Here is a 12,532-nt window from a genome sequence, read left to right as displayed (position 1 = left end):
TCTATACGGTGTTAGGTGGGTGCGTTGGCTTGCAGCGTTGCCCGTTTTAATGCCACTTAACGTTGAATCTATGGTGTCGTGGCTGCCTGATAAAAGCTACATAGTTACAAATACTTAAAAGCTTAGATATGAGTACAGAAAAATCAAATACCAAACAGCCATGCACTATAGATAGTGTTAGCACCTTTTTAAAGTGCGGTTGGGTAGTAGAGTTTGATAATGAGTGGACAGAATGCTTACTCAGGAAAGATTATGAACTTGATGAAGAGTTAACTCTTGAGCGTAGTATTCTAACAGCCGAACAAAACAAAATGATTTCACTTGGGCAAATAGTTAGGTACAACAAAAAAACTAAAAGCGTTCAATTTCTGTTAGAAGACGGGATAAATTGGTGCTAACGTTAGGGATTTAAAGCGTTTTTATTTACGGTCTTACATAAACAAAATTCAATATGGACAAATATTTAGAATTAGGAATAGCGGCAATTGCTGCAATGAAAGCATCTATTTATACAGATGGAAATTTAGAAGAAGGGATGCAACTCACATTAGACGAAACTGAACCTTGGCACTATGAAAACCCAGAATCAGATTATGCGATTACTTCAGCTACAAGAACAAAGAATATGCTACACAAGCAAGCCCGTTTAGTCTCTTATGCAATAATGCAACATTTCAAAAAGGAAGGGATAGCTATTTCTATTGAAAATAAGGAGAATGTAGTAAATAACAATGATTTTAAATCTAGTGTTATGGATAGTTTAGGCAGCTATCCAAGATGCACAGTTTGCGGTGAAGAAATTGATGAAGATGAAGGTAGAAATGGTGTGGGATTTTGTTGCTTGACAGAATCTTAAATTATCCATAACACCGAGCTTCGCGAAGTGCGGTAGCATTTCGTTAAGCGGATGTTAGGGGCATTTTTTTTGGAAAGGGAAACCCGTCACGGAAACGTGGCGGGTTTCTTGTTTTAATGCAAAACCCGATAGGGTTTCACCGCTTTACTCCACCCGATTTTCAGATTTCCCCCTTCCCCAAACCCCAACTATCTAAAAAACCAGTATTATTCATACTATTTATACTAAATAGAAATAGAATGTTTTAACAGCCTGCAAACCAAGCTTTTAATACTAGTAAGAGTTTATTGTAATTCTTACTAAATAGTAAGTATAGTATAAATAATTCATACTATACTGTTTTCTGGTTTCGCTTGATTTCTGGTAGTATAAATTATTTTGGGTACTAGTATGAATTTATAAGCTTAAAGAATGTTTGTAAGTATCTGATTTTCAGGCTAAAGTATGAATAGTATGAAAAGTATAAATTATCTGAGCTAAAAAGGAAAACCGCACGGCGTGAAGTAGACCGCAGGAAAATGGCCTGAAGATGGAGAATCTTTATTTTTTACAATTAAGGGTTCGAACTCCTTTTGTACGATAAATTTTTGTAAATTTATATGAGTTTTAGATACAGACATTTGTCCTCTTTAAATGAAGCTAACTTTTAGACTGGAAGAATACCTATTTAAGTACTACGTGAAACGTTTTGATGTTGAAACATCTTTGATTAGAAAGAGCATCCCTGGCATGCTGGCTTTTGGGCAGTGTAAAAATTATATGCCCATAAAGAATGTGGACATATCTCTGCTTAAATATGAGGTCTATTTTACAGTCAGTTTTAAGAAGCTGCTGAGGCTGAGGCTTAAGGAACCTTCTGAAAATGCTCTGATGGGTTTTAATGCCAACATCAGGGGATTGTTTTATGCGGAGTATTTTGATTTTATGGACGAAAAGACCTTGCTTCTTTCAGATGAACAGCTGATAACGCTTAGCAGAGACTTTATGGATAAATATGGTCTTTCTGAAGACGCTGTAAATGTTCAAACTTTACTGAGGAATTACCGACGTTACCGAAATAAACAATGCGAAGCCAAAGAAGCATCTTAGACCACCGGAACGACAGTGGCGATGACAGAAGGATTACGAGGGTTCGCCTAGCGGCTTCTTCTATTATTAAGAAACAGCTGTTTTCTCAGGACTTTTATTTAGGCACGGGGCTGGTGTTTTTAGAGGCTGAAAACTGGCTTGCTGATTTTAGGATTGGCGATTTTGAAGGATTTGGTATGGAGGCCAGTTTTTCTAATTCTGATTTTAGTATTAATGAGAACGCTCAGATTTCTCTGCAGTTTGTGAGTTTCAAGACGCAAGAAGAAATTACAAGATGGTACTCTGAGACGTTGAAGAACCGAAGACTGGCTGCAGAACTTACCGATGATGCTGGCGTGGTGCAATGCTATAACCCCTATATAGCTGAAGCGAAAGTGGTTAATGATAACGACGGCTATAATAAGGTACAGCTCAGCTTTAAGAGGGCTTCTCATTATCCTTCTGACATGATGGTTAATCTTGATCACTTTTTACCACCAGTTCTGCAAAACTCTGAGGTGGTGCCAGCGGTGCCCGAATCTCCAAGAAGGTTTATAAGTACGGTGGAATGTATAATAGTATAGAATAATGGCGAAAAGTTTACAGGTACCGATTCTTTCCGGACGAACTAAGATGTATTCGTTTGGCTGGAGCTTTACGGATGACATTGACACGGTGGAGAATTGGCAGGAAGGCAATAATAGCTTTCTGGACTTAGATGATGGTGTTTATTATATTTTTGCGAAGCCCATTTTTGGCAATGAAGATGACTGGCTAAGGCTGAAAATAAATGTAGGTGATGACGAATGCCAGCTGCAGATAAGCGGATTTACTAATATTACTCCTGTATGTAAACTGGTGATTGCTGGTTTTACTAAAATTACTGCAGCAGCTGTTTTTGAGTTTACCGCGATTACGGGTTTTAATGCCGTGGAAGAACAGCTGGCCTGTGAAATCTTGGCGAATCCTCATACTGAGATTTCTGAAGCTAAAGCACGTGCACAGCATCATTATGCGATAGTGGCTGAAACGAAGATGGTGGGGACGGTATTTAGTCAAGCTGGAGAGGTGAGTAAGGATAATGGGGCTACCTGGACTGCTCTAACTACCTTAGGAACTGATAGCATAGGAAGGCGTTTTGCTGGTTATAAGTTACCTTATACTACTCCTGTGAATCCTTTATTAAGGACTTCTAATGCCTGCTCAAGCTATAATGACCACCGAAATACAGAATATTTTACGGCGGATATGGGCTATAAAGTGGCCCTTACTCCTACGGACTCTGCCAGTCCTGCTGATTTTGATTTGAACGGTATTTTAATAGCAACTCACTTGGATGGCAGGCAAGCAAGCGAAGGCCCGGCAGATGTATTTCTGATATGGCTGGCTGGTGTGGGTGAGGGCTATTCTTTACGCATAAATTCTGGCTCTTGGAAATATGGCACTGAAAAGAACTATGTGCCTAGTGTGAATAATATACCTGTGACGGCTGTGAATATTCCTGTAACGGAATTTAGCATTCAAGAGGCTTACCCTAAAGATTTTGTGCTGGATATAAGCAAAAATGGCGGAACCACTTATGACCGCTATGTGGTGAGAAGATGGAGCTTAGGAGGGCACTATGCTACGGTGTGCAGTATTACGCGAATGCGAGACAATAAAGTATATGTATGCACTACTGCAGGTGATATAGATGTGGCTTCTTACTTGAAAATAGGTGGTGTGACACATGCAAATATGACTGCTTTTAAATGCTGCTATGACCTAGGCGTGAAGACTGCAGATGTAACGGCCACATTTGGTTTTACGGGCACGGGCACAGACTGGGCGGATTTTGAACTACTTATAGATAATTGGGAATAAGATGGCGGTACAATCTTTTGGAGCTCCAGGCGAAATTTTAGTGATGACTCAGACGAAGCCTCAGAGCATTATTTATTCTAAATTTTATGCTAAGGTGGTAACTCCTGGTATAGGCACTACTTTATATGTCAACTTGGCTCTTACTGCAAAAGCTGATCCTCTACCATTTTATGGACTGGTGGTGAATGGGCAGCTGTATGAAATTCAGCTGAACGCCAACTCTGATATAGCGGTAATGAATCTGGTGAATCAGGTGGTGAACCCTACAACGGATGGCAACCAAATAAACCCGGCTACGGATGTGACCTATAACAGCTCTGGTGTGCAGAATGGTGTGAGGTCTGCATGGGTTATTACGGAATCTGGAGGGCAGGTGCTTTTGAATGACACTAACTGGGATACCGGATTTGATAGTGGAGCTACCCGAAGTGTATATATAGGTGCAGATAAGCCTGCAGTGGCGGCAGCTAGAACGCTGGATGACTTGGATATTACAGCACTGCAGGGAATGGATATCGCTCCGCTTACTATTTATACGGGTAAGAAGTACAGCCAAACTTATATACATATCAAAGCCTCTGCAGAGAAGAACCGCCGTAAATGGCAGAATGGCGATAAGACTTACTTCTGGATGCCTGAGAGTCATGTTTTTGATAATAGCATGTATCCTGGCTTTTATAAGTATTTCCCAGATTTTGCACTGCCCAATAAGAAAATAGCAGGTCTGCAGCTGGGATGGGAAGATGATTATCCTGCTCATAGGGTGGATAAGAAAGGTTTTACATCTACGAGAACGATGCCATATGAAAAAAGCGATTATATGGATTTTGATAGGTGGATGCTGGACAATGGTATCCCAGCTGCTTACAGTGGTACTGATGCAGAGCGGCAAGCAAAATGGGATAGTATACCTGAGACCACACTGAAGAACTCTTTCAAGAGCCTAGTGGTGGATCCTCATAAAGGGCGTGGTTTTGTGGAGTTGAATTTTGAGCCAGCTGTAGGCTTGAACCTGAACGACCAAAAAATGATTAACGTGCTAAGACAGTGGACGGATGCTAACCCTGCGGCTGATTTAGGTATTTGGGCTCACGGTTCTGGAGCTGTAAGGTGCAGCCGTGCTCAGCTTTATGCAGAAACTGATGATAGCCGGATGACTCCAGACTTACAATTTACGGGAAGCTATAATGATTGGATAGGCAGCCGAAGTGCTGTGTCTTTATTTAGTCATACTTATTATGTATACCACGCCGTGGCTACTGCTTTTTACTGCAACGACCTCTATCAAGTGAGGCCTGATGATTTTGGATGGCTGCACCAAGCTCTTATGATGGTGGTGATGAATAAGAAATTTTACCCTAATAAAAAAAGTATCTTCTGTGACTTTCATGTGATGGAATATCAACTGACGGGGCCAGTAGACTTTATAGAGGTAAAACACCCTGTAACGGGGGCTATTATTAAGTGGCCTTCAAAGCCTATTACATCTCCAGGTCAAAGATTTACGCGGGCATTGTTTGGGGTTGGTTTTGCGGATGGTATTAGACTGTGGAATGTGCCTCTTATAGAACATGATGATCCATACTGGTATGGTTATGCCCATGGTTTTTTAGACCAAAATGGAGATATGTTTACGCAAGGCAGGGTTAAGCAATACCCTAATGGAGGGCTGGGCGGCAGGTATTTTACAGAAGCCAGAAGCCAAAAAGGCATAGACTGGCATGTGGCTGCGATGTTGGCTATCTCCGAAAGTAGCGATATTATAGAATCCAATACCACTTGGGAGTTTCCGGAATTTAGCATGGATGGCGGCTCTACATATATTAGCTCTCCAGATACCTTACTAAGCAAAACATTTATCAATGAACAGGCGGTGGTGGTATTTAAGGCAGACAATAACGGGAATGTAGGTTTGCTTTTGTTTTTTAATCCTTGGCAAAACGCAACGGTACAGGCCTCTTATAAAGTGAAGATTGGATCTAAAATTCATGATATTATTCAGGTTGGTGATTTTGCCAGCTGTGTGAGACTTTTCATATAAAATAAATAGAGCATTATGCCTTCAAAAGTTACATTTCAACGAATAAATAAATACAAGACGGATGGGTCTTTTGCTCTAGCAAGTACTCAGACGGCCTTGAAAGTAGAGCTTTTTAATGCTGCAGGTACTACCAAGCTGTATGAGGTTATTTACCCTGTCGGAACCACGGATTTTGAACTGCCTGTGACAGCCGGAACCTATGTATTCAAGCTTACGATTTTGGATACTGTAACTGCAGGTAAGTTATCTGTAATGCTAGTGGATGAAGTGGTGGGTAATATCATATTCAACAGTGGCAGTACACTGGACGAAAACAATAAGGTTTACACCTCCCCAGCTTCTTCTGTATCTAATGAATGGTTTAATTTAAAGATTTATCAGAGTAGCAACTTTGTGAGCCAAACTCCGGTGGCTGCATTTGATGCTACTTCCGCGATGGGCATATGCACTGGCGTGGCTCCCGATAAAATGCGAAGGGTATCTTTTGGTTTTTCAAACTATACGCTTCCCTTAAGCTTCAGCACAGACAATGTGAGTTTTTTTATCTTCAACCCCAATGGCTTTTATAGAGAGGGGCCTGTGGGTGATAGCGTAACTTATTACTTTAAGGACAATGCTGGGCAAACTAAAAACCTGACGATTGCTTTTACAGACTGCGAAGTACCCCCTCCAACTGCACCTACTTTAGACAAAACACAGATACTTAACTCTGAGTCTGTTCAGATTACTTTTAGTGGTAGCCCGGTGACGATAAAGGTATATGAAGGAAACTCTGTAAGGCAGACCATTACGAACCAAACCAGCCCAGTAAACTATACACCAAGCAATTTGGCTACTGGTGAGTTTTCTTTTTCTATCTCAAACGGTGCAGGTGAGTCTGCTAAATCTGCTATACTCAAAGTGACTTCTGCAGGTGGTACAGGTGGCTTTTGTCACTTGAAACATTTGGACGCTTTATGCACATGGAATGAACCAACGGAAGGGTCATTTACAATTAAAGGTGTAAAGTTTTCAAATTCTGGGTCTTACCCGTGGCCAGCTCAAATAGTATCTGATGCACCTCTGAAATTTATTTTAAGAGGTAAGAATATTCTGAACCGCTCTGATGTGACACTGGCAGCTGGGATAAGTACTGCCAGCGTGGACTGTCTGTCTGGAAATACGACTGGTGTGGATGGCCTTCTGCCTCCAACTGGTTTTCCGATGCCTGCAGGTTATGAACTGGTAGGAAACGTTTATCAGCCGATTGGTGGTGATACTGGCACGAATACTACTGAAAGGATAAAGGTAAATGTTCTGAATTTCTGTAGTGCCACCGCCGCTACTGTTCAGGTGGGTATTACTAATAATTATACGAGCTTAGCCCCTGCCGTGACCGACGTAACGGTATGGAAAGATGGCTTAGAGACTGATGTGCTGGTGCAAAATGGGGTATATCCGTGGGTTTTTGTTAGAGATAAGAACAACCCAACGAATGTTTCTAATCCTACTCAAACGTTAAATAAATAAAATGTCAGGAAAAATAACCATTAGTGAGCTGGACGCTGAAGACGAACCACATACGCCTGTAGGGCTTCAGTTTGGGATTACGCAGAGTGAGGTAGTGCCACCTGTGGTATCTCAGATGAGTAATGTCTTTTTGGGCTTAGAAAACGGGACTTATTATGTGTGGTATAGGGCTGTGAATTCTGCATGGAATAGCGGCAATGTTTTAGAGGTGGTGGTTCATTGTTAGGAATTATTTTGTTTTTAATATTAGAACTTAAAGGTCTAGGGTGATGCTCTAGGCTTTTTTTTGTCCTTTCTGCTTGCTTAATGATTGTATTACTTCGATGCATGAACATCCGTATTCCTTCCATTGTGGCAGAAATGAGCAAAGAGTTATTCTGTATTGCTCCAAACCACCTGGAATCTTTTATGCTCGCTGCAATCTTCCCAGATGACAATTCAAAAATGCCATCATCTGAGCTGCAGCAACTTGGTGTGGCTGAGCATAAGGTCAATGTGATACCTGTGCAAGGCGTACTGATGAATAAATCATATGCAAAACACGGGATTTATGGATATGTGGATATGATAAAAGACCATGCTGAAGGGGAAAATAACCCTGATGTGGTGGCTCATATTCTAAACATATCCTCTCCAGGAGGAAGTGTTTCTGGACTGGCAGAAGCTGCTGATATTATTCATGCTTCTACAAAACCTGTGTATGCTTATATCAATGACTTAGGGGCTTCAGCTGCTTACTATTTAGCAGCTGCATCAAGCCACATTATGACCACCAAGCGTTCTAGCATGATTGGTAACATAGGATCCAAGATAGGCACCTTGGACATTGTGGGAATTTTGGAAAATTTTGGTGCAAAAAAGATAGAGGTTTTTGGCACTATGGCCACCAGAAAAGATTTAGGATTTGGAGATGCTAAGAAAGGAGATTATACCAAAATCCGTGAAATAATTATAGACCCAGCCAATGAGATGTTTGTGAAAGATGTAGGCAGATACCGCCCATCTCTTCAGGACGAACATAAGGACGGGATAGTTTATTTCTCTGAAACTGCACTTCAACATAAACTAGTGGATAGCCTTGGAAACTTTCAAGACTTACTAGATAGGATTTCAAACGATTTATCAATTAATAATTCAATTCAAATGAGCACAAAAGTAACCATGTTGGTTCCTAATGCACTTGTGGGAGGAATAAAGCTGATGGGAGGAGAAGTGGTGGAAGCCACAGCACCTACAGCTGAAATTCCAGAAACTGATGCAGATGAAGGACAGGCCCAGGAGGGCACAGCTCAAGCTCCAGCACCTGAAGCAGAAGCGGTAAACCCTCTTCAAGCTACGGTGAATACACTGACAGCTCAGGTAGCTGCACAGACGGCTCAGCTAGAGAAAAAAGACCAAGAAGTGGCAGGGATGAAAGCATCTCTAGAGGCACTATCTAATAACCCAGCTGCTCAGCGTAGTGCTGCAAGACAAGAGGGTGACGACAAAGCTCCAGAAACTCCTGAAGCGGAAGCGGAAATCGTGATGACGATGTCCGATGATTATGATGCTCAATAGCATTTTATACTAAATTCAAAAAAAGCATGTTGACACCTGCAAAAATGATTGCCGAATACGGAGCCTGGTATAAGGAAGGCAATATTAATTCTAAAGACCTTCACGACCAGATATTTACGAAGTCTGACACGGAAGAGCTCTTTACTTTCCGTAAAACGAATGACACGCGTATAGATAAGGTTAACACCATTATCACGAGTGTATTTCAGCCGTTTTATAGCACGTTTTCTCACCTTGGAAGTTTCGATTTCGATCCTAATCCTTGGTTCTTAGACCGTGTTAAAATCAACGTGGCTTTAAAGCCTGATGATTTGGCTGCAACTGCCTTAGACTTTTTAGCTGCACAAGGCGTGGAAAGGAAAGGTGCCCCTATCGTTTCTCTTATAACCAAATACTTGGTTATGAAAGCTAAAGAGGACCACGAAGACTTCGGAGTCTTTAAGGGCGTGAGGGCTTTGCCTTCTGCACAAAACCAACTGCTAGGTGTACCTGGAACTCCAAGTGGAGCTGTAACGGGAATTAAGGCGAAAATTAGAGCTTATTCTGCAGCTGGTAAAACAGTGGATATAGCAGCTGGGGCTGTACCGACAGACCCTGTGGAATTTGTAACCTACATGGAGAACTTCTACTATGCTATAGAGGAAGATTTGCGTGATACCATTAAGGATTTTGTGATGTCTCGAACGCTTAGAACACGTTATAAGCGTGGTTTTAGGTTGAAATATAAAGAGCAGTATGACCTGAAAGCTGAGAATGACACCATCATTGATACTGAGGTGAAAATCAAGGGATATAAGTCTCATAATGCCTCTGACATGATTTGGACAACGATGCCCGCCAATAGAATCGGTTTTAGAAAGAATCCAAGTAACGCTGGGGTTTTTGACCTAGGCGTGAAGGATATCTACCTTATCCAGCTGGCGACTGATTGGTATACGGGTGTTGACTTTATTAATCCTGCTTGGATTATTACGAATGGTCAAGATTTAGAGGATTAAGAAATAAACAATCAGGGGTGAGCAATCACCCCTTTTAACACGATATCAATGGAAGATTTAAATAACTTAACCGTGGTAGAACTGAAAGCCGCTTTACTGCAGTACGGGAAAACTGAAGAGGAACTTAAAGGTTTACTGAAACCTGCTCTGGTGGAGCTTTATTCTGCTTTAAGTGCTTCTGGTTCTAAGGCAGTGGATTTTGAGCAATTAAGCAAAGAAGAGCTACTAGAGGTGATTAAGGGGCAAAATAAGGTGGTGGAAGAACTTAAGTCTCAGGCAGAGGCTAAGAAAGACGTTAAGGGCACTGTGACCGCAAAACGTGGCGGTAAGACTTACCGTTTTGCTGTGCCGAAATTTACGCTTCCGGCTTTTGGTGAGACTATTCCTGGTAGGCAATATACTGCAGAAGAAGCTGCGGCTATTCCTGAGGTGATAGAGCAGCTTGTGAGCATCAAGTCTGGCATTTTGAAGGAGGTCAAATAGGTGCCTACTCAGAAGATTAATAATTAAAACATAAATATATTATGTGTACCCCAATCGCATTAGCATCTGCAATTTATTGCGATGAAAAAGAGCAAGAGCAGGCTGGACTGAGTGAGGTGATTTCTATTTTCAATCACACAGATGTAGCTACTTATCCGGCTTATGTAACTTCACCTGCAGGCGAATTAACGGCAAGTGCCGCTCTATTAACTGCAGCAGCTGCTATCACAATGAAAGAGGCTACTTTTCCTACGAAACTTCACTGCATTATGGAGGAGAACTCTCTGCAGATTAAGAAGGAAGGAAAAAGGAGCTGGATGGCTGAACTTAAAATAAGAGTTCAAAACACAACGCATAATGCGGGTGTGATTCATCAGCTGTGCAAAACAAGATTTTCTGCAGCTGTGCCTCAAATAGAGGGGGGCATCAAGTTGCTAGGTCAGTCTGACGGTGTATCTGTAGGCTTCTTATGTGAAGTGGCAGATGATGGTGTATTAGAGGAGTTTGGAAAACAATACACCGATGATAAGTTCATTGATGTAACGATAGTTTGCAGTCCAAAACATCCCGTGGATTATCCTTTTGCTATTGTTTACTCTTAAAATTTAAGCTATGCCTCAAATTAAAATTGCAAGCGGAGCTTATGCTCTTAAAGGCACAAATGGAGAAAATGCAGCTTGGGTGCCTGGCTGGAATCGTTATGTGAATCTACTGAAATTAACACCTGAGCAAGCGGCTGAACTGGTGGAAATGAAATTTCCTTATGTGGTGAAGCTGGATGCTGAGGTAGTGGAAGATTCAACGCCAGATAGTTTCAAGAAACTAAAACTGGACGAATTAAAAGCACTGGCAGCAGAGAAGGGGCTTGATGAAGAGCTTTATAAAGACCTCACGAAAAAGGATGAAATCATTGCTCTTTTGATAGGTTAATGTCCTTTCTGAAGTAAGGCTTGTTAATCAAATTTAGGTTCAATTAGTTTTTCACTAAAATTTCAATCAAATGAAATCATTTTTAACACTTGTTTTGAGCTGTATTGTATTCCTTTCGGTCTACAGTATGCCAACGAAAGAAAAGCCTTTAGATGTGGATGAAATAAGCTATGATGCTTCTTTCAATGCTGTTTATGAGGTAGCCGAAATTCCAGTTATTCTGGTAGATAATACGGTGACGTATCATTCTTCTCCAGGAACGGAAATTCATCAGAAGTTTAATGCTGTTTTGCTGGCTAATGATTTGATGGTACGACAGCGAATAAAACATCATGTACCTTTTATGATAGGTAAACCACTTCCTTCACTAAAAAACTACGAGGGATTTAGGCAACTAAAGGCATAGGAAATAATACCCCAAAAATACACGCCCTCAAATGGTGACATACCAGGGCACCTAATCCGAGAAGGCGTTCAAACGAACGCCTTTTTTTATATCATGTTAGAACTCATTCAAAGCTGGCTTAGAACTAAAGACTACCAATTGGGTGTAGAGATATACCGCCGATATGGCAGTGATGCCTATTTAAAGGTGCTGTTTTTGAGTGGTCCAGATAGCTACAATAGCTCTAAGTTAGAAGTAGAGCTGAAGCGGTTAATGATATCTCCAGATTCTAAGCCTGTAGTGGCTGTGGCTGCAATTTCTGACACTAACAAAAAGGATACTCTTGCTTCTGAATCTGCTGAAGCTCCTGCAGAAATTAAAGCAGCTATCAGTAAAAGGAAATCTCTCTATGCAGTGGTTAGGGTTAATCGTGACCAACTGGCTGAAGCTTACCTAACAGACAATGAGTCTGGTCTGAATTTGAATGCTTTGGGGCATCAAATCTTGGATGCTTGGGATGGCATACGTGAGTGCTGGGAGCTCACGAATTTTTACGACAAATACGAAAGGTTACCTGAAAAAGTCCAGCAGGAAACCGACTACAGTACCTGGCCCACAGATGTTCTTAATAAGGCCTTCTTGAATAATTATAAATACGTCAAGAAGTACCAACACAACTTAAAAAAGCGAGAAGTAGTTATCGAAAGAATAATAGCCTCTTCCGCTATCAAATCCACACTTCAGAAGAAAGATGCTTTTTTCCACACAACACTTAAAATCCCCTCAGCTGACGAGCTCGATAGCCGGACTGAGGAAACAGAAATTAGCGATTAGGTCGCAAA

Annotated in this window: 15 protein-coding genes; all 15 read left to right on the top strand. The window is 41.3% G+C overall.

The window, feature by feature from the left end; genetic code table 11:
- Positions 1-128: 128 nt before the first annotated feature.
- Complete coding sequence (locus ACTBZY_RS20285; protein ID WP_463048206.1) at positions 129-398, top strand: hypothetical protein; 270 nt, start codon at positions 129-131, stop codon at positions 396-398.
- Between the two features lie 53 nt (positions 399-451).
- Positions 452-856, top strand: a complete 405-nt coding sequence (locus ACTBZY_RS20280) for a hypothetical protein (protein WP_463048205.1) — start codon at positions 452-454, stop codon at positions 854-856.
- A gap of 633 nt (positions 857-1,489) precedes the next feature.
- Positions 1,490-1,945, top strand: a complete 456-nt coding sequence (locus ACTBZY_RS20275) for a hypothetical protein (RefSeq protein WP_463048204.1) — start codon at positions 1,490-1,492, stop codon at positions 1,943-1,945.
- Complete coding sequence (locus tag ACTBZY_RS20270) at positions 1,921-2,508, top strand: hypothetical protein (RefSeq protein ID WP_463048203.1); 588 nt, start codon at positions 1,921-1,923, stop codon at positions 2,506-2,508. The genes ACTBZY_RS20275 and ACTBZY_RS20270 overlap by 25 nt, the downstream gene beginning before the upstream one ends.
- Positions 2,509-2,512: 4 nt before the next feature.
- On the top strand, positions 2,513-3,787 hold the full coding sequence (locus ACTBZY_RS20265) for a hypothetical protein (protein ID WP_463048202.1): 1,275 nt from the start codon (positions 2,513-2,515) through the stop codon (positions 3,785-3,787).
- Position 3,788: 1 nt separating this feature from the next.
- Positions 3,789-5,828, top strand: coding sequence for a hypothetical protein (locus tag ACTBZY_RS20260; RefSeq protein ID WP_463048201.1), 2,040 nt, complete (start codon positions 3,789-3,791; stop codon positions 5,826-5,828).
- 15 nt (positions 5,829-5,843) lie between these two features.
- Positions 5,844-7,337: a hypothetical protein gene (locus ACTBZY_RS20255; protein ID WP_463048200.1), complete on the top strand. Its 1,494-nt coding sequence runs from the start codon at positions 5,844-5,846 to the stop codon at positions 7,335-7,337.
- Between the two features lies 1 nt (position 7,338).
- Positions 7,339-7,563 carry a hypothetical protein gene (locus ACTBZY_RS20250; protein WP_463048199.1) on the top strand — a complete coding sequence of 75 codons (225 nt, stop codon included), beginning with the start codon at positions 7,339-7,341 and terminating at the stop codon, positions 7,561-7,563.
- A 101-nt stretch (positions 7,564-7,664) separates the two neighbouring features.
- Positions 7,665-8,894 carry a S49 family peptidase gene (locus tag ACTBZY_RS20245; protein ID WP_463048198.1) on the top strand — a complete coding sequence of 410 codons (1,230 nt, stop codon included), beginning with the start codon at positions 7,665-7,667 and terminating at the stop codon, positions 8,892-8,894.
- Between the two features lie 26 nt (positions 8,895-8,920).
- Positions 8,921-9,892 carry a hypothetical protein gene (locus tag ACTBZY_RS20240; protein ID WP_463048197.1) on the top strand — a complete coding sequence of 324 codons (972 nt, stop codon included), beginning with the start codon at positions 8,921-8,923 and terminating at the stop codon, positions 9,890-9,892.
- A 48-nt stretch (positions 9,893-9,940) separates the two neighbouring features.
- Positions 9,941-10,375 (top strand): hypothetical protein, encoded by a 435-nt coding sequence (locus tag ACTBZY_RS20235; RefSeq protein WP_463048196.1) that lies wholly within the window; start codon positions 9,941-9,943, stop codon positions 10,373-10,375.
- A 41-nt stretch (positions 10,376-10,416) separates the two neighbouring features.
- Positions 10,417-10,977 carry a hypothetical protein gene (locus tag ACTBZY_RS20230; RefSeq protein ID WP_463048195.1) on the top strand — a complete coding sequence of 187 codons (561 nt, stop codon included), beginning with the start codon at positions 10,417-10,419 and terminating at the stop codon, positions 10,975-10,977.
- Positions 10,978-10,987: 10 nt separating this feature from the next.
- Positions 10,988-11,305, top strand: a complete 318-nt coding sequence (locus tag ACTBZY_RS20225) for a hypothetical protein (RefSeq protein ID WP_463048194.1) — start codon at positions 10,988-10,990, stop codon at positions 11,303-11,305.
- Positions 11,306-11,375: 70 nt separating this feature from the next.
- Positions 11,376-11,711: a hypothetical protein gene (locus ACTBZY_RS20220; RefSeq protein WP_463048193.1), complete on the top strand. Its 336-nt coding sequence runs from the start codon at positions 11,376-11,378 to the stop codon at positions 11,709-11,711.
- 93 nt (positions 11,712-11,804) lie between these two features.
- Entirely contained in the window at positions 11,805-12,524 is a 720-nt protein-coding gene (locus tag ACTBZY_RS20215) for a hypothetical protein (protein ID WP_463048192.1), read from the top strand.
- Positions 12,525-12,532 lie beyond the last annotated feature (8 nt).

This window comes from Arcticibacterium sp. (assembly GCF_055134445.1).
Note: the sequence above shows the minus strand (reverse complement) of the source record. Positions and strands in the feature narration are given on the sequence as shown.

What these genes read in the sequence shown, in the direction of transcription:
- ACTBZY_RS20280 (WP_463048205.1), top strand. Translation starts at nt 452, where the DNA reads ATGGACAAATATTTAGAATTAGGAATAGCGGCAATTGCTGCAATGAAA.
- ACTBZY_RS20215 (WP_463048192.1), top strand. Translation starts at nt 11,805, where the DNA reads ATGTTAGAACTCATTCAAAGCTGGCTTAGAACTAAAGACTACCAATTG.
- ACTBZY_RS20220 (WP_463048193.1), top strand. Translation starts at nt 11,376, where the DNA reads ATGAAATCATTTTTAACACTTGTTTTGAGCTGTATTGTATTCCTTTCG.
- ACTBZY_RS20255 (WP_463048200.1), top strand. Translation starts at nt 5,844, where the DNA reads ATGCCTTCAAAAGTTACATTTCAACGAATAAATAAATACAAGACGGAT.
- ACTBZY_RS20235 (WP_463048196.1), top strand. Translation starts at nt 9,941, where the DNA reads ATGGAAGATTTAAATAACTTAACCGTGGTAGAACTGAAAGCCGCTTTA.
- ACTBZY_RS20240 (WP_463048197.1), top strand. Translation starts at nt 8,921, where the DNA reads ATGTTGACACCTGCAAAAATGATTGCCGAATACGGAGCCTGGTATAAG.
- ACTBZY_RS20270 (WP_463048203.1), top strand. Translation starts at nt 1,921, where the DNA reads ATGCGAAGCCAAAGAAGCATCTTAGACCACCGGAACGACAGTGGCGAT.
- ACTBZY_RS20225 (WP_463048194.1), top strand. Translation starts at nt 10,988, where the DNA reads ATGCCTCAAATTAAAATTGCAAGCGGAGCTTATGCTCTTAAAGGCACA.
- ACTBZY_RS20275 (WP_463048204.1), top strand. Translation starts at nt 1,490, where the DNA reads ATGAAGCTAACTTTTAGACTGGAAGAATACCTATTTAAGTACTACGTG.
- ACTBZY_RS20285 (WP_463048206.1), top strand. Translation starts at nt 129, where the DNA reads ATGAGTACAGAAAAATCAAATACCAAACAGCCATGCACTATAGATAGT.
- ACTBZY_RS20250 (WP_463048199.1), top strand. Translation starts at nt 7,339, where the DNA reads ATGTCAGGAAAAATAACCATTAGTGAGCTGGACGCTGAAGACGAACCA.
- ACTBZY_RS20265 (WP_463048202.1), top strand. Translation starts at nt 2,513, where the DNA reads ATGGCGAAAAGTTTACAGGTACCGATTCTTTCCGGACGAACTAAGATG.
- ACTBZY_RS20230 (WP_463048195.1), top strand. Translation starts at nt 10,417, where the DNA reads ATGTGTACCCCAATCGCATTAGCATCTGCAATTTATTGCGATGAAAAA.
- ACTBZY_RS20260 (WP_463048201.1), top strand. Translation starts at nt 3,789, where the DNA reads ATGGCGGTACAATCTTTTGGAGCTCCAGGCGAAATTTTAGTGATGACT.
- ACTBZY_RS20245 (WP_463048198.1), top strand. Translation starts at nt 7,665, where the DNA reads ATGAACATCCGTATTCCTTCCATTGTGGCAGAAATGAGCAAAGAGTTA.